Raw genomic sequence first — 25815 nt, 5'->3', positions numbered from 1 at the left:
GAGGGGCGTCAGAGCAGCTCCCGCAGGCGTTCGGCCAGCAGGTCCCAGCGCCACTTCTCCTCCACCCAGGCCCGGCCGCGCTCGCCCATGCGGCGGCGCAGCGCCGGGTCCTGGAGCAGGGGCACGATCCGGTCGGCGGCGGCCGCCGGGGCGCCGCCGGGGACCACCCAGCCGGTCTCGCCCTCCAGGACCGCGTCCGGGGCGCCGCCGGAGTCGCCCGCGACGACCGGCAGGCCGGTGGCGGACGCCTCCAGGTAGACGATGCCCAGGCCCTCCACGTCCAGGCCGCCGCGCCGGGTGCGGCAGGGCATGGCGAAGACGTCCCCCGCGCCGTAGTGCGCGGGCAGTTCCTCCCACGGGACGGCGCCGGTGAAGTGGACGGCGTCGCGGACGCCACGGGCCTCGGCGAGCGCGCGCAGGTCCTTCTCGTACGGGCCCCCGCCGACGATCAGCAGCGCCGCGTCCGGGACCTCGGCGCGGATCCGCGGCAGGGCCTCGATCAGGGTGTCCTGGCCCTTGCGCGGCACGAGGCGCGAGACGCACACCACCACCGGGCGGTCCGCGAGCCCCAGCCGGGCCCGCACCTCGTCGCCGCCCGAGCCGGGGTGGAAGGTCTTCTCGTCCACGCCGGGCGGCAGTTGTGCCATGCGCCCGGCGGCCGCGGGGGTCAGCGCCCGCGCGATCCGGGAGCGGGTGTACTCGCCGAGGTAGGTGATCGTGTCGGTGGACTCGCCGATCCGCCGCAGCAGGTCGCGCGAGCCCGGCAACTGCGCCCAGCCCGCCTCGTGGCCGTGGGTGGTGGCCACGATCCGGCGCGCGCCCGCCTTGCGCAGCGCGGGCGCCATCAGGCCGAGCGGCGCCGCCGCGCCGAACCACACCGACGTACAGCCGTGTTCCCGCAGCAGTTCCACGGCGCGCCGGGTCACCCGCGGGGTGGGCAGCAGCATCGTGGTGCGGTCCCGGACGACGGGGTACGGCTGCTCGGCGTCGAAGGCCGCCGTGGCCGCGCGGCCGTCCGCGGTGCGCTTCCAGGTCGAGGCGTAGACGACGACCTGCTCCGGGTCCAGGCGCAGCGCCATGCTGTGCAGGAAGGCCTGGATGCCGCCGGGGCGGGGCGGGAAGTCGTTCGTGACGATCAGGGTCTTGTCCATCGGGGCCGACAGTACCGGGCACGTGAGCGCACGGGCGCACGACGGTCCCGCGCGCCTCACGGCGCCCGGCGGTCAGCCGAGGACATGGGCCACGTACGTCCGCCAGCGCTCGGTGAACTGCGCCGTCGAGAGGTGCAGTTCCTCGTGGAAGGTGTGGTCCAGGGCCTCCGGGCCGTTCGACGCCGCGCTCATCGCCCGGTAGAAGGAGACCAGGCGGTCCTCGCCCCAGGTGTCGGCGATCATGCGGCAGGCCAGCCAGCCGCCCTCGTACGCGCGGTTCAGCCGGTCGGCGCCCGCGTCGAAGCCGAAGTCCGCGGTGGTCGGCAGCCGGTCCGGCAGCCGGCCGGCGGCCACCGCGCGGGTCAGCTCGGGCGCCGCGGCCCGCGGCGTGCGGCGCGCGTTGCGGTACGCGGTCCAGTCGGCGAACCCCTCGGAGAGCCAGAGCGGGGTGGTGGCCGTCGTCGCGGTACGGGTGGCGACGTGCGTCGTCTCGTGGGTGAGGACGATCCGCCGGCCGAGCGCGCTCAGCTCCCCGTAGGCGCGCGGGTTCACGATCACGCGGTCCGCGGGGGCCCGGGCCGAGGCGCCCGCCTCGCCCGTGGTGACGGCCGCTATCCCCTCGTACGCGGAGTCGTCCGGGGAGCCCAGCAGTTCGGCCATGCGGCGCACCGAGTCCGGCGCCTCGACCACCACCTCGCGCGACCAGCGCCCCGGCCAGGCGTCGGCGACGGCCGGCACCGCCTCGTCCGCGCGGTGGGCCAGCTCGCGCAGGCGGGCCCGGGTCTGCCCGGTGCCCAGCACCAGGCTGTGCTCGCCGCGCTCCACCTGTACCCGGCCCTGGTCCCACAACTGGCGTGCCGTGTGCTTGCCGTCGGCCGCGCCGTCGGCGTCCGAGCTGATCCGCCAGTGGCCGTCGCGCCGGGTGAGGGTGAGGTACTGGACGGCGGTGACGGGCTCGGTGTCGTAGCCGGTGAGGCGGTACCGCAGCCGGACCTCGGCGGCGATCCGGGGGCCGCCGCCCGCCGTAGCGGGGAGCGGGAAGGCGCCGGTCCGCACGAGGCGGTAGCGCCAGTCGGCGAGCGGTACGCCGCGCAGGTTCGCGAACATCCGCCGCTGCCGGGCACGGAAGCCGTCGGCGGCCGGGTCCACGGAGGCGAGGAAGGCGCCCGCGTCCCGGTCCCGTACGGCGGCCGCGCGGGCGTCCAGTACGTGCTGCACGGTCGCGGGGTCGGTCCGCCCGGTGGCCCGGCCCCCGCAGCCCGTGAGCACCGCCAGCAGCAGGGCCAGGCCGCCCGCCGCCCAGGTCGCCGCCGTCTGCCGCCGGTACGGCCGCTGCTTTTCCGCCACGCGGCAAATCGTATGCGTGAGCGGATACCCACGGGCAACATCCGGCCGCCGGTCACCGGATCGGGCAACCGGGCGCACGCCTGACCGGCCGTGGCGGGGCGGCGGGGCAGGGCGACGCGGCGGCCGCGGTCAGACGCGGGTCACTCCGGAGACCGGCATCATGTCGACCGGGTCGTAGCGCACCTGGGCGCCCGGGTGCGGGGCGTGGACGACCTGGCCGTTGCCGACGTACATCCCGACGTGGCTGGCGTCGGAGCGGTAGACGACGAGGTCGCCGGGGCGGGCCTGGGAGAGCGGCACCTGCCGGCCGGCGTACCGCTGCTGCTGCGAGGTGCGCGGCAGCGAGACGCCGGCCCGGGCGTACGCCCACTGCATCAGCCCGGAGCAGTCGAAGGACCGCGGGCCGGACGCGCCCCAGGCGTACGGCGCGCCGACCGCGGACCGCGCGGCGGCCACCGCCAGCGAGGAGCGGCCGGAGACGCCCGCCGGCCCGGTCAGCTCCGGGAGCGAGCCGTACCGTGTCGAGCGCGAGGCACGCGCGTACGCCTTCCGGTCCCGCGCGGGCATCGCGTCGAGCAGCCGCCGGGCCGCGGAGAGCTTGCGCTCGACCGCGTGCTTCTGGCGGGCCACGGCCCGGCGGGCCTCCTCCAGCCGGATCAGCCGGCCGGCGGCGGCCCCGCGCTGCCGGTCCAGCACCCGCTCGGCGTCCACCAGCCGGCTCAGCCGCCCCACCTGGGCGGTGCCGATCCGGCGGAGCATCTGCGCCTTGTCGAGGTAGTCCGCCGGGTGGGCGGAGAGCATCAGGACGAGCGAGGGGTCCACGCCGCCCGCGCGGTACTGGGCGGCGGCCATCGCGCCGAGCCGGCCGCGCAGCCGGTTGACCCGCTCCTGGGCCCGGGCCGTGCGGTCCTGCAACCTGGCCACCTCATCGCGCAGTTCGGCGGTCCGCTCCTTGGCGCCGTTGAACTTCTCGGTGGCCCGCTCGGCCTGGGCGTAGAGCGCGTCGACCCGCGCGGTGAGCTCCGCGCGCCCGGCGGACCGGCCGGTGCCGGGGTCGGCGGTCGCGGGGACCGCGGTCAGCGCGGCGGCGGCGGCCGCGGCGGCTGCCGACATCAGCGTGATCCGTGCCGGGCCCTGCGGACCCGACGGCGAGGAACGGCGGTGGGACGCCACGTGAGGCCGCACTCCCTTCCCGTGCAGCCCCTGCCGCCCGGGGCGGGCGGTCGGTGACCGGCGACTGCGGAGGCAGACAGTAACGGCGGCGGTACACCCCGGCCAACGACCTCCGGGCCCGCACAAAAAGCCGCCTCGCCGGTGACGTTGCAGGTCACCGGCGAGGCGGTAAGTCAGCGGCGGCTGCCGCAATTCCCCCGATCGGGCGGCGCGTCCGGATGGTTCCGGCGTGTCGGGCCCGGCCGCGGTCACCCGGCGTCAGACGCGAACGCCGTACATGAAGGGCATGTTGTCCATCGACTCGAAGCGCACCGCGGCACCCGGCTTGGGCGCGTGCAGCACCTGGCCGTTGCCCGCGTACAGGCCGATGTGGTGCAGGTCGCTGTAGAAGAGCACCAGGTCGCCGGGCTTGAGCTGGTCGCGGCCGATCTGGGTGCCGGCGGTCGCCTGCTGCTGGGAGGTGCGCGGCAGCGACTGGCCGGCCTGCTGGTACGCCCAGGAGGTCAGGCCCGAGCAGTCGAAGGAGGACGGGCCGGTGGCGCCCCAGACGTACGGCGAGCCGATCTTCGTCTTGGCGGCGGCGAGCGCGGCGGCGGCCCGCTGCGAGCTGGGGACGGCGCTGCCCAGGTCGACGCGGCTGTTGGCGCGGTTGGCGCGCTCCTCCTTCGCCTGGAGCGCCGCGCGCTCCTTGGCGGTGAGGGAGTTGAGCAGCTTCTGCGCCTTGGCGAGCTTGCCCTGGATCTCGTCCTTCTTGTCACCCAGCGCCTTGCGGGTGTCGGCGAGGTCCTTGATCTTGCCGGCAGCCTCTTCGCGCTCCTGGGCCAGGGTGCGCTGCTTGTCCGCGATGGTCTTCAGCTGGGAGGCCTGCTTACCGCTCAACTGGTCGAGCGTGGAGGCCTTTTCCAGGTAGGTGTCCGGATCACCGGAGAGGAACAACTGCACCGAGGGGTCGATGCTGCCGCTGCGGTACTGGCCCGACGCCACGGTGCCTATGCCCTTGCGGAGCTTGTTCAGCTCCTCCTGGCCACGGGCGACCTTGTCCTGGAGGCGGTCGACCTCCTTCTGCAGCTTCTGCTGGTCCTCCTTGGCCCCGTTGTACTTCTCGGTGGCCTGCTCCGCCTGCTCGTAGAGCTTGTCGACCTCGGACTTGACTTCTTCCTTGGTCGGCTTCGGCGCGGCCTGGGCGGCCTGGGAGGAGAGGGCGACAGCCGCTGCGGCGGTCGCGGTGAACACGGTGACGCGCGTGCGGCTCGGCTGCTTGGGTCGACGGTGGGACGCCACGGGGGCGAGCTCCTTCTTCCTTCAGCCGCCTACCGGGTGGTGGGGGGAGCTGGGTCCCCGGCTCCGCGTGAACGCCGCGGACTCGGCGGTTCCTTCACTGTTCATCCCGGTTGGATGATCAACTGCATGAAGGTTCGAGGCCTGACCTTAGTAACCGAGTTGTGATCGCTTCAAATCTTCACGGGAAAAAACTTGGCCACACGAGCATCCTTTACCAATAGCGCACCGCGCGTAGCAGGTAATTGACGCTCAGGCACCGAAGAAGAGGCAATCGGAGTGTTCCATCCCACACGGCGTACGGGGCGGTCGGTACGCCTTCAGGTGCGGGCAAGTCGCTTGAGGAGCAGGGCCGATGCGACGGGGCGGGCGCCCGCCTTCGCCACTCCGTCGGCCACTTCCCGGTCGGTGGAAACCACCACGACGGGACGGCCGGGCGGTTCGGCACGTACGAGCTGACGAATCAACTCATCAGCCGTTACGCCCGGTTTGCTAAATAGAACCCGAACGCCCCGCGGTGGGGCGAGCAGTACCGGTGCGGCCAGCTCGGCGCCGTCGAAGACACACGTCATCTCGGCGCCGGTCTGCGCGGCGAGGACGGCCAGCCCGCCCAGCAGCCGCAGCCGCTGCTTGTCCAGCGGCATCGTCGGATAGCCGGTCTTGGTGACGTTGTAGCCGTCCACCACCAGGTGCGCCTGGGGCAGCGCCAGGAGCTGGTCGAGCAGCGCCGGGTCCGTCTCGGACAGCGCGCGGGTGGCGACGTCCTTGGGCGTCATCCGGCCCGGCTCCACCGCGTCGACGGTGTCGGCGGGGTGGACGTTGGCGGGCGGCAGCGCCAGTTCTCTGCGCAGCCCCTGGGCCGCGTCCAGGACGGTGTCCAGGAGCAGCCGCAGGCGCATGTCCTCCACGCTGCGCCCCTCGCGCGCGGCGCGCCGGCCGGCTTCGAGCGCCGCCTCCGCCTCCGCGACCCGGGCCTTCAGCCGCCGCATCTCGCTGTCGGTGGCCGCCTTCTCCGTGGCCGCCGCCGAGCGCAGCGACTCGGTCTCGGCCTCCGCCTTGCGCGCCGCGGCCTGGGCGCGCTTGACGTCGCTGAGCGCGCTGCGCAGCTTGCGCTGGAGCGCGTCGTTCTCCTTGCGTGCCGTTTCGAGGTCGCCTCTCGCCTTGTCGGCCTCCGCACGGGACGCCGCCCGCGCCTCGGCCAGCTCCTCCCGCAGCCGGGCGAGCTCCCGCTCGGTCTCCTCGTCGGCCCGCTGCTCGTCGGCGCGCCGGACCTCCTCGCCCGCGGCGGCGACCAGCTTCACCCAGCCCGGCGGGCGCAGCACGTACGCCGCCGCCGCGACGTCCTGCGGGTCGGCGGCGGCGGGCGGGGTGCCCTGCTGGAGCGCTTCGGCCAGCTCCTGCTGGGTCTCGCGGAGCCGGGCCGCGATCCGTTGCCGGAAGACCGGGTCGCTCTCCAGGGCCGCGGCCATGGCGTTGCCGGCGAACTTCATCCGCCGGGACGGCGTGAAGCGCGCATACTGGCGCAGCGGCGGTGGAAGTTCGGCGACCGTCAGGCCGCCGAAGGACTCCGCGGTGAGCGCCACGACACGGCGCCTCACGCCCTCGGGCAGGGGCCGGTCGAGCACTTCGTCGGCCGCACCGGCCTCCGGGTCGCGCTCTTCCCCCTCATGCCCCGCTGGACGCTCCACCACTGCTGCACCGCTCCGATCTCAGGCGTCCGCGCCGGGCCGGTCCACCAGCTCGATCTGGTCGACCGCGTTGCACCAGCGGCAGCGGACGGACTCGATGCTCTCACTGAGCACCTCGCGCTCCTCGACCTTGGGCTCGCCGGCCAGGTCGAGGTGGACGTACTCCACCACCTTGGACTGGCGGGTCACGTCGAAACGCGTGAGGTTGCCGCACAGCGTGCAGCGCCACCGGGTTTCGGCCGTCGGCAGGGGAACAGCCATTGTGTCGTCCTCTTTCGTCAAGCGTCGTGCGGTTGAGCGGGTTCACGCGGTGCGCCGTCGAACTGCGGAAGTACGGAAAGTACTGCCCGTAACCCTACGGCCTGGCGGCGGCCCGGCGCCGTGCGCGCCCGGGTGCCGGAACACGGCGAGGCACTCTGTCCCCTTTGTGGCTATTACGGCATGATCACTTCATGTCGGCCTCGATCCCGTCCCTGCGAACCGTGTTCTCCCGTATGACCAACGTCCTGATCGGCATCTGCTGCGTGGTCTTCGTCATCGGCCCGGCCTCGGGGCTCAACGGCATACACGGCACGGGGGAATCGCTCCTGCAGGCGCAGAGCGCGTACTTCGCCCGGTGGGGCGTCATCCCGCGCGACCTGTGGAGCGGTGACCCGAAGGCGCTGCTCACCCCGCTCACCGCGCTCTTCGTGCACGGCAGCTGGCTGCACCTGCTGGGCAACATGCTCTTCCTCTATGTCTTCGGGGGGATGGCCGAGGCCAGGATGGGCCGGCTGCACTTCCTGCTCTTCTACGTCCTGACCGGATACGTGGCCCTGCTGGGCTACGCGGCGGCGCACGCCGAATCGGGCCAGACCCTGGTCGGCGCGTCCGGATCGATCTCCGGCGTACTCGGCGCCTTCCTCTACCTCTTTCCCCGCGCGCGGGTGACCAGCCTCTTCCCGTTCCTCTTCTTCCTGCCGCTGCGCTTCCCGGCCTGGGCGGTGCTGATCTTCTGGTTCGTGCTGCAGTGGCTGGCGGCGCAGCGCGCGGTCAACGGTCCCGGCGTCGCCTACCTGGCCCACGTCGTGGGCTTCCTGCTGGGCTTCGTCCACGCCTGGGTGCGCCACCGCGCACCGGACGCTCCACCGCAGGCCGCGCCGGGGCTCCCCGGTAGGGTGGAGCCCACAGAACGGCCGACCGAGGGAGAGAGCCAACCGTGATCACTTCGATCGTGCTCATCAAGACCAGCGTGGACCAGATCCCGGAGATCGCCGAGAAGATCGCGGCGCTCGACGGGGTCAGCGAGGTCTACTCGGTCACCGGCGCGCACGACCTGATCGCGATGGTCCGGGTGGCCGACCACGACGAGCTGGCCGACGTCATCCCCGGCCGGATCAGCAAGGTCCCGGGCGTGGCCTCCACCGAGACCCACATCGCGTTCCGCACGTACTCCCAGCACGACCTGGAAGCGGCGTTCGCGATCGGGCTGGACGCCTGACACGCAACGCCGCGGCGGGGCCCCGAAGGGACCCCGCCACCCGTCGTCCGCGGTCTCAGACCGCCGCGCCGCGGTCCGGGACGCAGCGCCCCTCCTCGGTCCGGTAGGACCACCGCGCGCCATCGGTGACGAGCTCCGCGACCGCCCGCACGAACCGCTCCACGTGCTCATCGGGCGTGCCCGCCCCGAAGCTCACCCGGATGGCGTTCAGCGACGTCCCCCGGCCTTCGGGTGCACCGCAGGCACCCGGGTCCTGCGGGTCGCTGCCCAGCAGGGTCCGCACCAGCGGGTGGGCGCAGAAGAGGCCGTCGCGTACGCCGATGCCGTACTCGGCCGACAGCGCGGCCGCGAAGTGCGAGCTGTTCCAGCCCTCGACGACGAAGGACAGCACGCCCACCCGGTCGGCGTCGTCGCCGAAGAGCGAGAGCACCTTCACCTCGGGCACCTCGGCCAGCCCGGCCCGCACCTTCGCGATCAGCTCCCGCTCCCGCGCGACCAGCGTGTCGAAGCCGGCCTCGGTCAGCGCCTTGCAGGCCGAGGCGATCGCGTAGACGCCGATCACGTTCGGGGAGCCGGCCTCGTGGCGGGCCGCCGTGGTGTGCCACTCGACCGCCACTCCCCCGTCCTCGCGGCGCGCGACCGTGCGGCTGGCGCCGCCGCCGGCCAGGTACGGCTCGGCCGTCTGCAGCCAGTCGGCGCGCCCGGCCAGCACGCCGGCGCCGAAGGGCGCGTAGAGCTTGTGGCCGGAGAAGGCGACCCAGTCCACGTCCAGGTCGGCGATGTCGACGGGGTGGTGCGGGGCCAGCTGAGCGGCGTCCAGGACGATCCGCGCGCCGTGCGCATGCGCCGCGGCCGCCAGTTCCCGCACCGGCCACAGCTCGCCGGTCACGTTCGACGCGCCCGTCACGCACACCAGGGCCGGGCCGTAGGGCTCACGAGTGGCCAGCGCCTTCTCCAGGGTGTCGACCGCCTGCTGCGGAGTGCCGGGCGCGTCGAGGTAGGTGACGGTCAGGTCGCTCCGCTGCTCCCAGGGCAGCAGCGACGCGTGGTGCTCGGTCTCGAAGACGAACACCCGGGTGTCCGCGGGGAGCACGCCCGCCAGCAGGTTGAGCGAGTCGGTCGTGGACCGGGTGAAGACCACCTGGTCCGCCTCGCGGCAGCCCAGGAACTCCGCGACCGTCTTCCGGCTGTTCTCGAAGAGGTCGGTGGAGAGCTGGGAGAGGTAACCGGCGCCTCGGTGCACGCTGCCGTAGTACGGCGCGTACGCGGCCACGTCGTCCCACACCCGCTGCAGGGCCGGGGCGCTGGCGGCGTAGTCCAGCGCGGCGTAGGTGACCTCGCCGCCGGTGACGAGCGGGACGCGCACGTCGCGGCCGAGCACGGGGAGCGGCGCGGCGGCGGTGCAGGCGGGGTCGACGTCGGCGGTGTCGGCGGTGGCGGCAGTGTCGGTGGTGGCGAGGGCGGTGTCAGGGCACACGGACATGGCGGAGTCTCCCGAAGGCGTAGCACCGTACGAGACGTACGGAGCAGTCGAATGACACGCACGGGGCGTGGAAGGAACCCGCGGGCGCCGCGCACACGGAAGAAGCACACGGAGAAAGGGGCGCCTCAGGCGGGGTGTGGAAAAGGGGCCGCGCGGCCCTAGCGCATTCGCTGCATCACGGAAGAGCTCCCTCGACAACCAGGATCCCTGGCGAGGGATCCGCGCTTGCCGCAGACCTCGCTGCCTGCGACCTGGTCATCACCCGGGGCACCCCGCCACGGACGGAGGGTTGCCGGACAGCGGGCCGGGGCCTGTATCGCTGTCGCTCGTGACCTTGGGGAGCATCTTGCCACATGATCGCGGCCACGGGGCAAGGGGTGTCCGTATGACGGACGCGCGCCCGGCATCCGGGGCGGGCCGTTCACTCCGTTGCCGGGTGCGGCGCCTCGGTGGCTCGGCGCGCTCACGCGGCGGAGCCGCACATCGACACGCCCCGCGCCCCTGAAGGGGCGCGGGGAACTGCGCGAGCGGCACGACGGCGCGTCGGTCCCAGGGCGGCCGCACGGGGCTCGCCACGGAGGACGCGGGATGCGCTACGCGTGGGAGGCTGCCACCCACCGCTCCAGGACCGCCCGCGCCGTGCCCGAGTCGATGGACTCCGCGGCGCGGGCGATGCCGCCCGCGATCTGCTCGGCGAGCGGCGCATCCGTCGGCTCCAGGGCGACCAGCGCCGCCGCGGAGTTCAGCAGGACCGCGTCCCGTACGGGGCCCGTCTCGCCGGCCAGCAGGCGGCGGGCGACGTCCGCGTTGTAGGAGGCGTCCGCGCCGCGCAGCGCCTCCACGGGGACCAGGTCCAGGCCGACGTCCCGCGGGTCGAAGGACTCCTCGCGGACCGCGCCGTCGCGCACCACCCAGACCCGGGAGGTGGTCGTCGTCGTCAGCTCGTCGAGGCCGTCGTCGCCGCGGAAGACCAGCGAGGAGTGGCCGCGCTCGGCGAAGACGCCGGCCACGATGGGCGCCATCCTGGCGTCGGCGACGCCGACCGCCTGGGCCCGGACCCGGGCCGGGTTGGTGAGCGGGCCCAGGAAGTTGAAGACGGTCCGGATGCCCAGCTGGCCGCGCGCGGCGCCCACGTGCCGCAGCGCCGGGTGGAACTTCACCGCGAAGCAGAAGGTGATGCCCGCCTCCTCGGCGACCTCCACCACCCGCCGCGGGGTCAGGTCCAGGTTCACGCCCAGCTTCTCCAGGACGTCGGAGGCGCCGCTGGCCGAGGACGCGGCGCGGTTGCCGTGCTTGACGACCTTCGCGCCCGTGCCGGCCACCACGATCGAGGACATCGTGGAGATGTTGACGGTCTTCGCGCCGTCGCCGCCGGTGCCGACGATGTCCACGCCGGGGCCCGGCACCTCGATGAGGTTGGCGTGCTCGTACATCGCGCGGACCAGTCCGGAGATCTCCGCGACGGTCTCGCCCTTGGCCCGCAGCGCCACCGCGAAGCCGGCGATCTGCGCGTCGCTGGCCTCGCCGCGCATCATCCGGTCCATCGCCCACTCGGTGGAGTCGGCGGAGAGGTCCCGGCCTTCCAGGAGGGCGTTCAGCACGCCCGGCCAGGTGCGGGCCGCCACGCTGCCGCCGCCATCCGGGGTCACAACGTTCATGGTCCACACTCCTGGTTCACGTCAACTGCTTCGTGGCGAGCCTATCGGGCCCGGGGATACGCCGGAGGGCCCCGTCCGGTGCTCGGACAGGGCCCTCTGGGTGGCGTTCTTTGCTACGTGCTCGGGGTCACGGTGCGGGCACCGCTTCCCCGCGGAGATCAGTGGTGGCCGTGGCCGCTGGTGATCTCCTCGTACTCCTCCACCGTCGGCTTCGGAATGTAGTTGTCCTCGCCGTAGAAGCCCTTGGAGAGCTTGGCGCGCAGCTTCTGCGAGCGCGAGACCTTGCGCTCGACACCGTTCTCGTCGACCTCGGGGCCGATCTCCAGCGGCTTGGGCTGCTCGTGCGAGGTGAGGGCGTGCAGCTGCTCCTGGCCGAGCGGCTCGTGCACCTCGATGAACTCACCGTGCGGCAGCCGCTTGATGATGCCGGACTCGCGTCCGTGCAGCACCTTGTCGCGGTCGCGCCGCTGCAGACCCATGCAGATCCGCTTGGTCACGATGAAGCCGAGCACCGGGCCGACGAAGAACGCGATCCGGACGAACCAGGTGATCGAGTTGATCGACAGGTGGAAGTGCGTGGCCCACAGGTCGTTACCGCCACCGATCAGCATGACGAAGTAGGCGATCAGCCAGGCCACACCGAAGCCGGTACGGGTCGGGGCGTTGCGCGGGCGGTCCAGCAGGTGGTGCTCACGCTTGTCGCCGGTGACCCAGGACTCGATGAACGGGTAGACCGCGATGGCCGCCAGGACCAGCGGGAAGATGATGATCGGGATCAGCACACCGAAGTTGACGGTGTAGTGACCGGCGATGTCCCACTCCCAGCCGGGCATGACACGGACCAGACCCTCGGCGAAGCCCATGTACCAGTCGGGCTGGGCGCCGGTGGACACCTGGTCCGGGCGGTACGGGCCGATGGCCCACACCGGGTTGATGCTCGCGATCGCGGCGATCACCGAGATCACACCGAAGACCAGGAAGAAGAAGCCTCCGGCCTTGGCCATGTAGACCGGCAGCAGCGGCATGCCGACGACGTTCTTCTCCGTCTTGCCGGCACCCGGGAACTGGGTGTGCTTGTGGTAGAAGACCAGGATCAGGTGTGCCACCAGCAGGCCGAGCATGATGCCCGGCAGCAGCAGCACGTGCACCGAGAAGAACCGCGGAATGATGTCGTGGCCGGGGAACTCCCCGCCGAAGATGAACATCTGCAGGTACGAGCCGACCAGCGGCATCGCCAGGATGACACCCTCGATGAACCGGACACCGGTACCGGACAGCAGGTCGTCCGGGAGCGAGTAGCCGGTGAAGCCGGTGAACATGCCGAGCACCAGCAGCAGGAAGCCGAACAGCCAGTTGACCTCGCGCGGCTTGCGGAAGGCGCCGGTGAAGAACACCCGCATCATGTGGACCATCATGCCGGCGACGAACACCAGCGCGGCCCAGTGGTGGATCTGCCGGATCAGCAGACCGCCGCGGACGTCGAAGCTGATGTGCAGCGTCGACTCGAAGGCCTGCGTCATCCGGATGCCGTGCATGGGCACGTAGCTGCCGTGGTAGACGACCTCGGCCATGCTCGGGTGGAAGAACAGCGTCAGGTAGACGCCGGTCAGGATGATGATGATGAAGCTGTAGAGGCAGATCTCACCCAGCATGAAGGACCAGTGGTCCGGGAAGATCTTCCGCATGTTGGACTTGGCGAGGCTGTAGATGCCCAGCCGGCCGTCCGCCCAGTCGGCGATCCGCTCGCCCCGCGGCGCCTGGCCGCGGCGCGCGTTGGTCGCGCCGTTTTCGTTACTCATCCGCGCTCCCAGAAGCTCGGGCCGACGGGCTCCGCGAAGTCGCTGACGGCTTCGAGGTAGCCGTCCTTCACCGTGATGTGCAGCTGCGGCAGGGCGTGGCCCGCCGGGCCGAAGATCACGCGGCCACCGTCGGAAAGGTCGAAGGTGGACTGGTGGCAGGGGCAGAGCACGTGGTGCGTCTGCTGCTCGTACAGGGAGATCGGGCAGCCCACGTGGGTGCAGATCTTCGAGTACGCCACGATGCCCTCGTGCGACCACTCAAGTTCCTGCTTGTCCTTGATGTTCTGCGGCTGGATCCGCACGAGCATCAGGGCGTCCTTGGCGATCTTCTGGTTGAACTCCTCGTCGTGCTCCTCCAGGCCCTCGGGCTTGGCGAACGTCAGGGAGCCGACCGCGATGTCCTCGGGACGCAGCGGGAGGTTCGTGGACTGGTTGACCAGGCGGACGCCCTTCTTCCAGCCCGTGGTGCGGAGCTTCTTCTCCGGCAGCGGACCGAGGTCGCGCAGCAGCACCACACCGGAGAGCGGCACCAGGGCCAGCGCGCCGAACATGGTGTTGCGGATCAGCTTGCGGCGGCCCATGCCGGACTCCGCCGCGCCTTCCCGGAAGTCGGCCATGACCTTGGCCTTGACCTCGGGCTCGGCCTCGATCGGGTGCCGCTCCTGGGCGACCTCCACGTCCGACATCAGCGTGCGGGCCCAGTGGACCGCGCCGGCGCCGATGCAGAAGAGCGCCACGCCGAGCGTCAGGCCCAGCGCGAAGTTCAGCGCGCTGATGTGGCCGAGCGGCCAGACGTAGACGATCTTGTCGATCGGGAAGATCACGTACGAGGCGATGAAGCCGATCGTCGCGAGCATGGACACCACGAAGAGCAGCGCAACAGTGCGCTCGGAGCGCTTGGCCGCCCGCTCGTCGATGTCCTGGATGCGGTGCTCGTGGGGGGGCAGGCCTGGGTCGGCGAAGGGGTTGGCCTTCGTCGCCACGTCACCGTGGGCGCCGTCGCGCTCACTGGGCAGGTTTTCTTCTGGCACGTCTGCGTGTCGTCCAGTCTCACTCATGACTTCTTGGCCTTCGCTGTCCGGGCTGCGACCCAGATGGCGACCGCGACCAGCGCGCCCAGGCCGAAGATGTAACCGAAGAGGCCCTCGCTGACCGGGCCGAGACCGCCGAGGTCCATGCCGCCGGGGCTCGCGGTCTTGTCGCCGTTGACCTCACCGAGGTACGCGACGATGTCCTTCTTGTTGGCCTTGGAGAGGGAGCCGTCACCGAACGAAGGCATGTTCTGCGGGCCGGTCTCCATGGCCTCGTAGATGTGCTTCGGGTCCACGCCGTCGAGCGACGGTGCGAACTTGCCGTTGGTCAGGGCGCCGCCCTTACCGGTGAAGTTGTGGCACTGGGCACAGTTCGTACGGAAGAGCTCACCGCCCTTGCCGATGTCGGCCCCGTCCTTGCTGTAGTCGGTCTTGGCGGGCACGGACGGACCGGCGCCGAGCGACGCGACGTACGCCGCCAGCTGGTCGATCTCGGCCTGGTTGTAGATGTTCTTCTTCCGCGGGACCTGGGCGCCGGGCTGCTGCGCCGGCATGCGGCCGGTGCCGACCTGGAAGTCGACGGCGGCAGCGCCCACGCCGACCAGGCTCGGGCCGTCGGAGGTGCCCTGACCGCCGGTGCCGTGGCAGCTGGCGCAGCCCACGGCGAAGAGCTTCTTGCCCTCCTTGATGGCAAGAGACTGGGCGGTGTCATCGGCCTGAGCCTTGTCCGCCGGCGCGAACGCGGCGTACAGCCCCCCAGTGACCGCCAGCGCGAAGAGTAGGACGACGAGCGCCGCCAGCGGATGGCGCCGTCGTGCGGAGAGCTTTTTCACGGATTACCCCGGTGTCAGGATCTTCTGCGTCGATGCTTTGGCTGTGTCTGTATCCGAAAGCGGGTCCGGACCGGGACCTGTTACCGGATCAGGTAGATCGTGGCGAAGAGGCCGATCCAGACGACATCGACGAAGTGCCAGTAGTACGACACGACGATGGCCGCGGTGGCCTGTTCGTGGGTGAACCTCTTGGCCGCGTACGTCCTGCCCAGGACCAGCAGGAAGGCGATCAGACCGCCTGTCACGTGCAGTCCGTGGAAGCCGGTGGTCAGGTAGAACACCGAGCCGTACGGTCCGGACGAGAGCGAGAGACCCTCGTGCTTGACCAGCTCCGTGTACTCGTAGACCTGACCGCCGATGAAGATCGCACCCATGATGAAGGTGATCACGAACCAGGCCCGCAGCTTCTTGACGTCGCCGCGCTCGGCCGCAAAAACACCGAGCTGGCACGTCAGGGAGCTGAGCACCAGGATCGTGGTGTTCGTCGCGGAGAACGGAAGATTCAGCGCATCGGCGGATTCCTTCCAGTAATCAGCTCCGGTCACCGATCGGAGGGTGAAGTACATCGCGAAGAGGGCCGCGAAGAACATCAGCTCGGAACTCAGCCAGATGATGGTTCCGACGCTGGTGAGGTTCGGCCGATTGACCGACGGGTGCGCGTGCCCGGTTTCTACTGCTGTTGCTGTCGCCACGACCGACATTATGTCGGTCGCTTATCTTGCGCTCACTCCGGGGGGTGCCGTTCGGTGTGTCAAGGGGGCGTGCCCAGCCCGTACGGTCCAGCGGGAGGGTCCTCCGAAGGGGGGAAGCACACGTTCCGCAGCCCCCTGCCGCCCCCGCCCCGACCAGTCCTGACGGGCCGTCGGGCAGATCTTCTTCCGGTACGAACCCTCCTGCGGAGGGCCGTCCGGGCAGTAGCATCCGCTGAACGGGACGGGCCCCCGCGGTGCTCCCGTGAACGGTGCTCCCCCAAAAGCGTGGAGGAACGATGCAGGCGACTGCCACGGTGCTGGTCTACAGCGACGACTCGGGCACCCGCGAGCAGGTACGCCTCGCGGCCGGCCGGCGCCCCGCCGCCGACGTGCCGCAGGTGGAGATTGTGGAGTGCGCGACACTGCCGGCCGTCCTCGCGGCTCTGGAGCAGGGCGGCATCGACGCCTGCGTCCTGGACGGCGAGACCGCGCCGGCCGGCGGCATGGGCGTGTGCCGGCAGATCAAGGACGAGATCTTCCGCTGCCCGCCGGTGCTGCTGTTGATCGGGCGCCCCCAGGACTCCTGGCTGGCGACGTGGAGCCGGGCCGACGCCGCGGTGACCCATCCGATCGACCCGGTGGCGTTCGCCGACGCGCTGGCGGGGCTGCTGCGCCACCGTCAGCTCGCCCAGGCCTGAGCGACACCGGCCGCACGGCGCACAGCGCCCCGCCCGGGCGTGAGAGTCCGGGCGGGGCGCTGTGCGCCGTTCTGCGGGCTTCTCAGACCCCCGGGCGCAGCCGGGCGGCCGGGGCGGGCCCCGCGGCCTTCTCGCCGCCGTCCGCGCCGCTCGTGCGGCCATCGACGGCGCTGCCGGCGCTGACGGCGCTGCCGGCGCGCCACTTGTCCCAGGGCATGTTCCAGTCGCCGAACCCGTTGTCGAACGGCGACATCCGATCGCCCTTGCTGTGCACGACCTGCACGATGTCGCCGACCCGTACGTGCTGGAAGAACCAGCGGGCGTCGGCGGTGGACATGCCGGTGCAGCCGTGGCTGACGTTGGCCGCGCCCTGCGACCCGACGGACCACGGGGCCGCGTGCACGTATTCGCCGCTCCACGTCACCCGGGTGGCCCAGTGGACCGGCAGGTTGTAGGACTCCGAGCTCCCCCGCGCGATGCCCACGGTGTTGCTGTTCATCCGGACGAAGGCCTCCTTGCCCAGCACGACCTTGATGCCGTTGCGGGTGTCGAAGCCGGGCTTGCCGGTGGTGACGGGCAGGGTTTTGATCACCTTGCCGTTGCGCCGGACGGTCATCCGGTGGGCCGCGGCGTCCGTGAGCGCCTCGACCCGGTCGGCAGTGCGGATCTTCACGGGCTTGCCGGGCCCGCCGTACAGCCCCTTGGAGATCTTCAGTCCCTGGAGGTTGCTGTACGCCTCGACGGTGGCGTGCGTGGGCCAGTACGAACGCGGGCGGTAGTGCAGGGTCTTGTCGTCCGCCCAGTGCCAGGAGCCCACGACGCGCGGGCTGCTGTCGACCTTCAGGGCGCCTTCCACGAGCGCCTTGGCCCGCTCGCCGTGCACCGGGCGGCTGAGTTCGGCGGTGAGCGGCTGGCCGACGCCGTACGTGCCGCTGTCGGGCCCGAAGGTCACCCGCAGCCGCCGGTCCCCGTTGCCCCTGGTCTCCGTGTGCAGGACCTTGCGGCCGGGTTTGCCGTCGCCGTCCTCGGTGCTGACGCGCACGGTGTAGCGGGTGCCGGCGGCGAGCGGCACGGTGCTGTGCCAGCGGGTGCCGTCGGCGGTCAGGCGGCCGCGGATGTAGCGGCCGGCGGCGTCCGTGGCGGTGACGTCGGTGATCCTCGCCTCGTCGCCCTTGGTGGTGACTTCCAGCGGCTCGTCCGGATCGGCCTTCTGCTCGCCCGCCGGGGCGTTGGCCGCGATCTGGCCGGCCGCGTCGTAGGGCTGGGCGGCGAGCGGATCCGACGACGCCCCGCCGCACCCGGTGACCCCCGCCGCCAGGGGCAGCAGCAGGAGGGCTGAGCTGAGCACCGTCCGGGATCGTGGCATATGGCTCATAACCACAAAATAGGAAGCGCCACGCCGGTGCGGCGCGTTGAAGGACTGCAAATGGGTCGGGCCCGGCCACTCCAAGGAGTGACCGGGCCCGACGCGCCCGTGCGAAGCCGCGCTTACTGCGTGCGGTTCTCGCCCCGGTAGTACTCGAACACCCAGCCGAACAGGCCGACGAGGATGATCGGGGCGGAGAAGTACAGCAGCCACCAGCCGAAGACGACGCCCAGGAAGGCGAACGCACCGCCGATGCCCAGCGAGAGCGGCTGCCAGCTGTGCGGGCTGAAGAAGCCCACCTCGCCGGCGTCGTCCGCGACGTCCGCGTCCTTGCGGTCCTGTGCGCCCGCGTCGACCCGCCGGGCCGTGAAGGCCAGGTAGTAGCCGATCATGATGCACAGACCGAAGGCGAGGAACAGCGCGGTGGTGCCCGCCGGCTCCTTCGACCAGACGCCGTAGACGATCGCCATGGCGAGGACGAAGGCGGAGAGCCAGATGAACATCTTGCCCTGGATCTTCACTTGCCGGCCTCCTTCTTGCCGCCCATGAGCGCCGTGTCCTTCTGCTCGTCGTTCTCGAGCGCGTCGAGAGCGGCGATCTCAGGGTGGTGCAGGTCGAACGCCGGGGATTCCGAGCGGATGCGCGGCAGCGTGAGGAAGTTGTGCCGCGGCGGCGGGCAGGAGGTCGCCCACTCCAGCGAGCGGCCGTAGCCCCACGGGTCGTCGACCTCGATCTTCTTGCCGTACTTGGCCGTCTTCCAGACGTTGTACATGAACGGCAGTATCGACAGGCCCAGCAGGAAGGAGCTGATCGTCGAGATCGTGTTCAGGGCGGTGAAGCCGTCGGCCGCCAGGTAGTCGGCGTAACGACGCGGCATGCCCTCGGCGCCCAGCCAGTGCTGGACCAGGAAGGTGCCGTGGAAGCCGATGAACAGCGTCCAGAACGTGATCTTGCCGAGCCGCTCGTCCAGCATCTTGCCGGTGAACTTCGGCCACCAGAAGTGGAAGCCGGCGAACATCGCGAAGACGACCGTACCGAAGACGACGTAGTGGAAGTGCGCCACGACGAAGTACGAGTCGGAGATGTGGAAGTCCAGCGGCGGCGAGGCCAGGATGACGCCGGTCAGACCACCGAAGGTGAAGGTGATCAGGAAGCCGACCGCCCACAGCATCGGGGTCTCGAAGGACAGCGAGCCCTTCCACATCGTGCCGATCCAGTTGAAGAACTTCACACCGGTCGGAACCGCGATGAGGAACGTCATGAAGGAGAAGAACGGCAGCAGTACGCCGCCCGTGACGTACATGTGGTGCGCCCACACGGTCACCGACAGACCCGCGATCGAAATGGTCGCCGCGATCAGACCGATGTAACCGAACATCGGCTTGCGCGAGAAGACCGGAATGACCTCGGAAATGATGCCGAAGAACGGCAGCGCGATGATGTACACCTCTGGGTGTCCGAAGAACCAGAAGAGGTGCTGCCAGAGCAATGCGCCGCCATTTGCGGCATCGAACACATGCGCACCGAACTTACGGTCCGCCTCCAGGGCGAACAGCGCGGCCGCCAGCACCGGGAAGGCCAGCAGGACCAGCACACCGGTCAGCAGGACGTTCCAGGTGAAGATCGGCATGCGGAACATCGTCATGCCGGGGGCACGCATGCAGATGATCGTGGTGATGAAGTTGACCGAGCCGAGGATCGTGCCGAAGCCGGAGAAGGCCAGACCCATGATCCACATGTCGGCGCCGACGCCCGGCGAGCGGACCGCGTCCGACAGCGGGGAGTAGGCGAACCAGCCGAAGTCGGCCGCACCCTGGGGGGTGAGGAAGCCGGCCACCGCGATCAGCGAGCCGAAGAGGTACAGCCAGTACGCGAACATGTTCAGCCGCGGGAACGCCACGTCGGGCGCGCCGATCTGCAGCGGCATGATCCAGTTCGCGAACCCGGAGAACAGCGGCGTCGCGAACATCAGCAGCATGATCGTGCCGTGCATCGTGAACGCCTGGTTGAACTGCTCGTTCGACATGATCTGCGTACCCGGACGGGCCAGCTCGGCGCGCATGAAGAGCGCCATCAGGCCGCCGATGCAGAAGAAGGCGAACGACGTCACCAGATAGAGCGTGCCGATCGTCTTGTGGTCGGTGGTCGTCAGCCACTTCACCACGACGTTGCCGGGTTGCTTCCTGCGTACGGGTGGTGCTGCCGTGGCCGATGCGGCGGCGGCACCCTGAGGTTCGTTGAGGATGCTCACTTGTTCTTCGTCTCCGCGTTCCTGGCGTGGTCGGTCTGCTCGATACCGGCCGGCAGGTAACCGTTCTGGCCCTTCTTCGCCAGGTCCTTCAGGTGCTCCTGGTACCGCTCGGGAGACACGACCTTGACGTTGAAGAGCATCCGGGAGTGGTCAACGCCGCAGAGCTCGGCGCACTTGCCCATGAAGGTGCCCTCCTTGTTCGGAGTCACCTCGAAGACATTGGTGTGACCCGGGATGACGTCCTGCTTCATCAGGAACGGCACCACCCAGAAGGAGTGGATGACATCACGCGAGGTCAGGATGAACTGGACGGTCTCGCCCTTCGGCAGCCACAGCGTGGGGCCGGGGTTGCCGTTCTGCGGGTTCCGCTCGCCCGGCGTGCCCTGGTCGTAGACGCCCTCGGCACCCTGAGGAGCCGACTTCTTCCACTTGTCCGGGATCGCGGAGAGTTCCTTGGAGTCGATGTTCGTGGTCGACTTGTTGCCGTCCACGTCCTCCATGTAGTTGAACGCCCAGCTCCACTGGAAGCCCACCACGTTCACGACGTGGTCCGGCTTCTTGGAAGTCTTGAGGAGTTCGTTCTCATCACGCGCGGTGAAGTAGAAGAGCACCGCGATGATGATGAACGGGACGATGGTGTACAACGCCTCGATCGGCATGTTGTACCGGGTCTGTGCAGGGACCTCCACCTTGGTCCGGCTGCGGCGGTGGAAGATCCAGCTCCAGATGATCAGGCCCCACACCAGCACGCCCGTTGCGAGGGCGGCGGCCCAGGAGCCCTGCCAAAGGGAGAGGATCCGCGGCGCCTCGTCCGTGACGGGCGTTGGCATGCCGAGGCGGGGGAAGTCCTTGTATGTGCAACCGGTCGCGGTCGCCAGGACCAGGCCCGCAGCCAGCACCTGCGGCAGCTTCCGCCGCATCGGGCGCCGCGACGAGCGGTCGGAGCCGTTGGGACTCACGTAGCGCCTTCCCGAGAGTCTCGCCCGCAGAAAACCGGCTGCGGCCGTCTCAGCTGGTCGGTCGCCGGCCCGTCACGGGCAGGGGTTTGGATGTTTATGCGGACCAAACCCTACTGGACGCTATTTGGCGTCGCGCGGGGAGGGTGCCCAACGCGGCGCGTCACCCCCCGAAGGGGTGGCTCAGCCCTCCCACTGGGCCCCTCGAACAACCGGATTCACCGCTTCCGTCCGGCATCTGACGCCCTGCCCGCCGGCCGGGCGCTCCCGCTCCGGCCCGGTGCACCAGAAGGGCCGCGGCCCGGTGCACCCGGAAGAGCCGCGGCCCGCACGCGTTAGCGTTTCGCCGTGCCCTACTTCGATGCCGCGTCCTCCGCTCCCCTGCACCCGGTCGCCCGCGAGGCCCTGCGCGCCGCGCTCGACGAGGGGTGGGCCGACCCGGCCCGGCTGTACCGGGAAGGGCGGCGCGCCCGGCTGCTGCTGGACGCCGCGCGCGAGACCGCGGCGGAGGCGGTCGGCTGCCGCCCCGACGAGCTGGTCTTCACCCCGTCGGGCACGCGCGCCGTGCATACGGGCGTGGCGGGCGCGCTGGCCGGCCGTCGGCGTGTCGGCACCCGACTGGTCCACTCCGCCGTCGAACACTCTTCCGTACTGCATGCGGCGGAGGCGCACGCGGCGGCCGGCGGCACCGTGGCCGTGGTGGGCTGCGACCGTGCGGGCCGGGTCGGCGCCGGGGAGTTCGCCGCCGCGCTCACCCCGGACACCGCGCTGGCCGTCCTGCAGTCGGCCAACCACGAGGTGGGCACCGAACAGCCGGTGGCCGAGGCCGCCGAGGCGTGCCGCGCGGCGGGCGTACCGCTGCTGGTGGACGCCGCCCAGTCGCTCGCCTGGGGCGCGGTGGAGGGCCCCTGGTCACTGCTGACGGGCAGCGCGCACAAGTGGGGCGGCCCGGCCGGGGTCGGCCTGCTGGCGGTCCGCAAGGGCACCCGCTTCGCGCCCGCGGGCCCGGCCGACGAACGCGAGGCAGGCCGGGCGCCCGGCTTCGAGAACGTCCCGGCAATCGTGGCGGCGGCCGCGTCGCTGCGCGCCGTACGGGCGGAGGCGGTGGCCGAAGCGGTGCGGCTGCGCGCCCTGGTGGACCGGATCCGCTCCCGGGTGCCGGAGCTGGTGCCGGACGTGGCGGTGGTCGGCGATCCGGTACGGCGGCTGCCGCACCTGGTGACCTTCTCCTGCCTCTACGTCGACGGGGAGACGCTGCTGCACGCGCTGGACCGGGCGGGCTTCTCCGTCTCCTCCGGGTCCTCCTGCACCTCCAGCACGCTGACGCCCAGCCACGTCCTGAAGGCGATGGGCGTGCTCTCCGAGGGCAACGTACGGGTGTCGCTGCCGACCGGAACCGACGAGGCCGACGTGGACCGCTTCCTGGCGGTACTGCCGGACGCGGTGGCCGGGGTGCGGGAGCAGCTGGGCGCGCCGGCTGCGCGGCCGGCACGGGCCCCGGAGGGCGCGTCGGGCGACGTGGTCGTGGACGCGCTCGGCGCCCGCTGCCCGGTCCCGGTGATCGAGCTGGCGAAGGCGATCACAGAGGTCCCGGTCGGCACCACGGTGACCGTGCTGTCCGACGACGAGGTGGCGGCGCTGGACATCCCCGCGTGGTGCTGGACGCAGGGCCAGGAGTACCTGGGGGAACGCGCGGAGCGCCCGCAGCGCGGCGCCGCGTACGTGGTGCGGCGCCGCGTCTGAGGGGCCGGCCGGGCCTCAGTCCAGGTACTGCTGGATCTCGGCGGCGGCCTCGTGGCCGTAGGCCTTGGTGAAGCGGTCCAGGAAGTGGCTGCGGCGCAGCTCGTACTCCTGGGTGCCGACCGTCTCGATGACGAGGGTGGCCAGCATGCAGCCGACCTGCGCGGCGCGCTCCAGGGAGACGCCCCAGGCCAGACCGGAGAGGAAGCCGGCGCGGAAGGCGTCGCCGACGCCGGTCGGGTCGGCCTTGGCGTTCTCCTCGGGCACGCCGACCTCGATGACGGGCTCGCCCGTGCGCTCGATGCGGACGCCGCTGGCCCCGAGGGTGGTGACGCGGGTGCCGACCTTGCCGAGGATCTCCTCGGAGGTCCAGCCGGTCTTGGATTCGATGAGGCCCTTCTCGTACTCGTTGGAGAAGAGGTAGGCCGCGCCGTCCATGAGGGTGCGGATGTCGTCGCCGTCCATGCGGGCGATCTGCTGGGAGAAGTCCGCGGCGAAGGGGATGGAGCGGGAGCGGCACTCTTCGGTGTGCCGGATCATCGCCTCGGGGTCGTCGGCGCCGATCAGGACGAGGTCCAGGCCGCCCACGCGCTCGGCGACGTGCTGCAGCTCGATGAGGCGGGCCTCGCTCATGGCGCCGGTGTAGAAGGAGCCGATCTGGTTGTGGTCGGCGTCGGTGGTGCACACGAAGCGGGCGGTGTGCAGCACCTCGGAGATCCGTACGGACGCGGTGTCCACGCCGTGCCGGTCCAGCCAGGCGCGGTACTCGCCGAAGTCGTTGCCGGCGGCGCCGACCAGGATCGGCGCGGTGCCGAGCTGGCCCATGCCGAAGCAGATGTTCGCTGCGACGCCACCGCGCCGCACGTCGAGCTGGTCGACCAGGAAGGAGAGGGAGACCGTGTGGAGCTGGTCGGCGACCAGCTGGTCGGCGAAGCGTCCGGGGAAGGTCATCAGGTGGTCGGTGGCGATGGAGCCGGTGACTGCGATACGCACGGCGATTCGCTCCTGCGGGGAGGCGTGGGGCGGTGACGGACGTGACCCAACGCTACCGGTTCGGGACGACCCTTCCGACCTGGCGAAACTACCCGATAGTAGGTCTTCTTTCGCGGTGTGAAGGGTGCGTACGGTGCGGATATGACCCCACATGTGAAGCCCGTCACAACTGATCGCCACGCCGGCCGTCACCCGGACGGCACCGAACCGGACTCGCTGGAGCAACTGCTCGGCGACTGCGCCCGCATGGCGCCGCACTGGCGGCCCGACGGCTTCCACGACGCGTCGCCCCGGCCGGCCGCCGAGCTCCGGGGGATCACGGTGCCCGCCGCCTCTGCGAAACTGCTGGACGGGATGTCCGAGTACGGCGACTGAGTACGGCGAGCCACTCCTCCACCGCTCTTCCCTTGCTCTTCCATGGGCCCACAGCGGTCCGTTCGGGCCGCGGGCGGAACCGTCCGCGGCCCGGCTCCGTCCAATCGGCGTCCCCCTCACGGAGGATGGCGCATCAGTTGTTCAGCGGAGCCGAAGGAGCGATGCGGTGAGCACCGAGGACACTCCCCCTGCCACCGGCAGCGGGAAGAATTCCACCGAGACCCCCACCACCCCGGGGCGGCGCGGGCGCGGCCCGCTGGTGGTCGCCTCGATGGCCGCCGCCGTGCTGCTGGTCGGCGGTGGCGCGGCGTACTGGGCGTCGGGCGCTGCCGGCCAGGACGGCGAGGGCGGCGCCGGCGCTGCGGCCGATCCGCCGCCGCTGGCGCTGGAGGGCTACGGCCAGTCGCACAGCGGGAACAGCGGGAACAGCGGCATCGCGCCGGGTGAGCCGAACCCGCAGGGCGCCGGGTACCGCGCGGTCGCCGACCTGCCGGACGGCCCGGCCGACGCCCCCGTCTACCGCCCGCAGGGCCCGGTCGGCAAGGCCGCGGTGGCCAAGCTCGCCAAGGCCCTGGACGTGTCCGGGCAAATCCGCTCCGAGGGCGGCACCTGGAAGGTCGGCGGCCAGGACAAGGACTCCCGCGGGCCCGTGCTGCAGGTCGCCAAGGCCGGCACCGGCTCGTGGACGTTCGCGCAGTACGGCACGCCGGGCGGCGTGAACTGCGCACTGCCCGCCGCGCCCAAGGGCAAGGAGGCCGACGCGAAGACCGGCCACTCCTCCGACGGGCCCGGCTGCCCCTCGTACCGCGGCCGGGAGGCCAGCACCGAGGACGACGGCAGCGGCAAGGGCGCGGTGTCCCAGGAGAAGGCGAAGCAGGCGGTGCAGCCGGTGCTCGCCGCGCTCGGCCAGGAGGACGCGAAGCTGGACGCCGGCGGGCTGTCCGGCGCGGTGCGGATCGTCTCCGCGAACCCGGTGTTCGGCGGCCTGCCCACGTACGGCTGGCAGAGCGATCTCCAGGTCGGCTCGGACGGCCGGGTGGTCGGCGGCAGCGGCCAGCTGGCGCGGCCGGTCAAGGGCGACACGTACCCGGTGCTGAGCGCGGCGAAGACGCTGGAGCACCTGAACGGCGGGGCCGGCTCCGCCGGGGGCACGGGCAGGGGCGAGGACAAGTGCGCCACACCGCTGCCGAACAAGGGCGAGAAAGGCGAGAAAGGCCAGCAGGGCGACGACAGGGGTGACAAGGGCGACAAGGGTGTCGCGCCGTGCGAGCCGGCGCCCGGGAAGCCCTCGCCCGCCGAGGTGACCGGCGCCCGGTTCGGCCTGTCGGTGCAGTTCGTGAACGGCAGCCAGGCGCTGGTGCCGTCGTGGATGTACGAGGTGCGGCAGCCCGGTTCGACCGGCGGCAAGGACTCCCGTACGACGGTGGCGCACCCGGCGGTCGACCCGAAGTTCGTGGTGGACCGGAACGCCGGGGACGCCGCGACGCAGCGGCCCGCGCAGCCGCCGCAGGGCGGCAAGGAGGGCGAGAAGGGCGCGCAGAGCCTGGAGTCGTACGCGGTCTCCAAGGACGGCAAGAAGCTGACGCTGCGCTTCTGGGGCGGCGTGTGCAGCGATTACTCGGCCAGCGCCGACCAGTCGGGTACGGCCGTGACCGCGCAGGTCACCGGCAAGGAGAAGAAGCCGGGCGGGGTCTGCGTGAAGATCGCCAAGCAGTTCACCGAGACGGTGACGCTGGACTCCCCGCTGGACGGCCGGGAGGTCATCGACGCCTCCAGCGGTGAGACCGTGCCGCAGAAGTGACGGCGGGCCGCCGCCGGGCCCC

23 protein-coding genes and 1 riboswitch are annotated in these 25815 nt (G+C 71.3%); of the genes, 6 read left to right on the top strand and 17 right to left on the bottom strand.

Annotated elements, in window-relative coordinates; genetic code table 11:
- Window positions 1–8: 8 nt before the first annotated feature.
- The 6 genes from IF20_RS15840 to IF20_RS15815 all read right to left on the bottom strand — a co-directional run bounded on the left by IF20_RS15840 (window position 9) and on the right by IF20_RS15815 (window position 6898).
- Window positions 9–1151 carry a glycosyltransferase family 4 protein gene (locus tag IF20_RS15840; protein ID WP_052865794.1) on the bottom strand — a complete coding sequence of 381 codons (1143 nt, stop codon included), beginning with the start codon at window positions 1149–1151 and terminating at the stop codon, window positions 9–11.
- Between the two features lie 72 nt (window positions 1152–1223).
- Window positions 1224–2498, bottom strand: a complete 1275-nt coding sequence (locus IF20_RS15835) for a hypothetical protein (RefSeq protein WP_234426667.1) — start codon at window positions 2496–2498, stop codon at window positions 1224–1226.
- Window positions 2499–2627: 129 nt separating this feature from the next.
- Complete coding sequence (locus tag IF20_RS15830) at window positions 2628–3671, bottom strand: C40 family peptidase (protein WP_052865793.1); 1044 nt, start codon at window positions 3669–3671, stop codon at window positions 2628–2630.
- Between the two features lie 258 nt (window positions 3672–3929).
- A complete protein-coding gene (locus tag IF20_RS15825; RefSeq protein WP_052865792.1) occupies window positions 3930–4952 on the bottom strand; it encodes a C40 family peptidase in 1023 nt (340 codons plus the stop codon).
- Between the two features lie 317 nt (window positions 4953–5269).
- Entirely contained in the window at window positions 5270–6637 is a 1368-nt protein-coding gene (locus IF20_RS15820) for an NYN domain-containing protein (protein ID WP_234426683.1), read from the bottom strand.
- A gap of 21 nt (window positions 6638–6658) precedes the next feature.
- Entirely contained in the window at window positions 6659–6898 is a 240-nt protein-coding gene (locus IF20_RS15815) for a hypothetical protein (RefSeq protein WP_030256686.1), read from the bottom strand.
- A gap of 191 nt (window positions 6899–7089) precedes the next feature.
- On the opposite strand from IF20_RS15815, the gene IF20_RS15810 reads away from it, so the two are divergent.
- Together IF20_RS15810 and IF20_RS15805 are read left to right on the top strand one after the other, a co-directional pair.
- Window positions 7090–7839, top strand: a complete 750-nt coding sequence (locus IF20_RS15810) for a rhomboid family intramembrane serine protease (protein WP_199896620.1) — start codon at window positions 7090–7092, stop codon at window positions 7837–7839.
- Window positions 7836–8117 carry an Lrp/AsnC family transcriptional regulator gene (locus tag IF20_RS15805; protein ID WP_052865790.1) on the top strand — a complete coding sequence of 94 codons (282 nt, stop codon included), beginning with the start codon at window positions 7836–7838 and terminating at the stop codon, window positions 8115–8117. Before IF20_RS15810 ends, IF20_RS15805 begins: the two co-directional genes overlap by 4 nt.
- Window positions 8118–8172: 55 nt before the next feature.
- Here the strand turns inward: IF20_RS15805 and IF20_RS15800 are convergent, their stop codons facing one another.
- The 6 genes from IF20_RS15800 to ctaE all read right to left on the bottom strand — a co-directional run bounded on the left by IF20_RS15800 (window position 8173) and on the right by ctaE (window position 15622).
- Window positions 8173–9600 (bottom strand): aminotransferase class V-fold PLP-dependent enzyme, encoded by a 1428-nt coding sequence (locus tag IF20_RS15800; RefSeq protein ID WP_052865789.1) that lies wholly within the window; start codon window positions 9598–9600, stop codon window positions 8173–8175.
- Between the two features lie 216 nt (window positions 9601–9816).
- A riboswitch (SAM riboswitch) is annotated at window positions 9817–9934 on the bottom strand.
- Window positions 9935–10193: 259 nt separating this feature from the next.
- Window positions 10194–11258, bottom strand: a complete 1065-nt coding sequence (gene trpD / locus IF20_RS15795; RefSeq protein ID WP_052865788.1) for an anthranilate phosphoribosyltransferase — start codon at window positions 11256–11258, stop codon at window positions 10194–10196.
- Window positions 11259–11416: 158 nt separating this feature from the next.
- A complete protein-coding gene (gene qcrB / locus IF20_RS15790) occupies window positions 11417–13057 on the bottom strand; it encodes a cytochrome bc1 complex cytochrome b subunit (protein ID WP_052865787.1) in 1641 nt (546 codons plus the stop codon).
- Window positions 13054–14115 carry a cytochrome bc1 complex Rieske iron-sulfur subunit gene (qcrA, locus tag IF20_RS15785; RefSeq protein WP_052865786.1) on the bottom strand — a complete coding sequence of 354 codons (1062 nt, stop codon included), beginning with the start codon at window positions 14113–14115 and terminating at the stop codon, window positions 13054–13056. The genes qcrB and qcrA overlap by 4 nt, the downstream gene beginning before the upstream one ends.
- On the bottom strand, window positions 14112–14921 hold the full coding sequence (gene qcrC, locus IF20_RS15780; RefSeq protein WP_052865785.1) for a cytochrome bc1 complex diheme cytochrome c subunit: 810 nt from the start codon (window positions 14919–14921) through the stop codon (window positions 14112–14114). Before qcrC ends, qcrA begins: the two co-directional genes overlap by 4 nt.
- An 80-nt stretch (window positions 14922–15001) precedes the next feature.
- Window positions 15002–15622, bottom strand: a complete 621-nt coding sequence (gene ctaE, locus IF20_RS15775) for an aa3-type cytochrome oxidase subunit III (RefSeq protein WP_052865784.1) — start codon at window positions 15620–15622, stop codon at window positions 15002–15004.
- A 287-nt stretch (window positions 15623–15909) separates the two neighbouring features.
- Here ctaE and IF20_RS15770 point away from each other — a divergent pair, with 287 nt between their 5' ends.
- A complete protein-coding gene (locus IF20_RS15770) occupies window positions 15910–16311 on the top strand; it encodes a response regulator transcription factor (RefSeq protein ID WP_052865783.1) in 402 nt (133 codons plus the stop codon).
- Window positions 16312–16393: 82 nt separating this feature from the next.
- Here IF20_RS15770 and IF20_RS15765 read toward each other — a convergent pair whose 3' ends face one another.
- From IF20_RS15765 to ctaC, 4 genes are all read right to left on the bottom strand, one after another.
- Window positions 16394–17659 carry a L,D-transpeptidase gene (locus tag IF20_RS15765; protein ID WP_052865782.1) on the bottom strand — a complete coding sequence of 422 codons (1266 nt, stop codon included), beginning with the start codon at window positions 17657–17659 and terminating at the stop codon, window positions 16394–16396.
- A gap of 140 nt (window positions 17660–17799) precedes the next feature.
- Entirely contained in the window at window positions 17800–18198 is a 399-nt protein-coding gene (locus tag IF20_RS15760; protein ID WP_052865781.1) for a cytochrome c oxidase subunit 4, read from the bottom strand.
- Window positions 18195–19928, bottom strand: a complete 1734-nt coding sequence (gene ctaD, locus IF20_RS15755; RefSeq protein WP_052865780.1) for an aa3-type cytochrome oxidase subunit I — start codon at window positions 19926–19928, stop codon at window positions 18195–18197. The genes IF20_RS15760 and ctaD overlap by 4 nt, the downstream gene beginning before the upstream one ends.
- Window positions 19925–20887 carry an aa3-type cytochrome oxidase subunit II gene (ctaC, locus tag IF20_RS15750; protein WP_052865779.1) on the bottom strand — a complete coding sequence of 321 codons (963 nt, stop codon included), beginning with the start codon at window positions 20885–20887 and terminating at the stop codon, window positions 19925–19927. The genes ctaD and ctaC overlap by 4 nt, the downstream gene beginning before the upstream one ends.
- A gap of 345 nt (window positions 20888–21232) precedes the next feature.
- On the opposite strand from ctaC, the gene IF20_RS15745 reads away from it, so the two are divergent.
- Entirely contained in the window at window positions 21233–22627 is a 1395-nt protein-coding gene (locus IF20_RS15745; protein WP_052865778.1) for a cysteine desulfurase/sulfurtransferase TusA family protein, read from the top strand.
- A gap of 15 nt (window positions 22628–22642) precedes the next feature.
- On the opposite strand, the gene IF20_RS15740 is transcribed toward IF20_RS15745, so the two are convergent.
- The gene (locus IF20_RS15740; protein ID WP_052865777.1) at window positions 22643–23617 is read right to left on the bottom strand and encodes a carbohydrate kinase family protein; all 975 of its coding nucleotides are present in this window, start codon (window positions 23615–23617) and stop codon (window positions 22643–22645) included.
- A gap of 141 nt (window positions 23618–23758) precedes the next feature.
- Between IF20_RS15740 and IF20_RS15735 the strand changes: the two genes are divergently transcribed.
- On the top strand, window positions 23759–23992 hold the full coding sequence (locus IF20_RS15735) for a hypothetical protein (protein WP_199896631.1): 234 nt from the start codon (window positions 23759–23761) through the stop codon (window positions 23990–23992).
- A 166-nt stretch (window positions 23993–24158) separates the two neighbouring features.
- Window positions 24159–25793 carry a hypothetical protein gene (locus tag IF20_RS15730; protein WP_052865775.1) on the top strand — a complete coding sequence of 545 codons (1635 nt, stop codon included), beginning with the start codon at window positions 24159–24161 and terminating at the stop codon, window positions 25791–25793.
- Window positions 25794–25815 lie beyond the last annotated feature (22 nt).

Origin of the sequence: Streptomyces niger (assembly GCF_000718305.1) — a bacterium.
Classification (GTDB): Bacteria; Actinomycetota; Actinomycetes; order Streptomycetales; family Streptomycetaceae; genus Streptomyces; species Streptomyces niger.
Note: the sequence above shows the minus strand (reverse complement) of the source record. Positions and strands in the feature narration are given on the sequence as shown.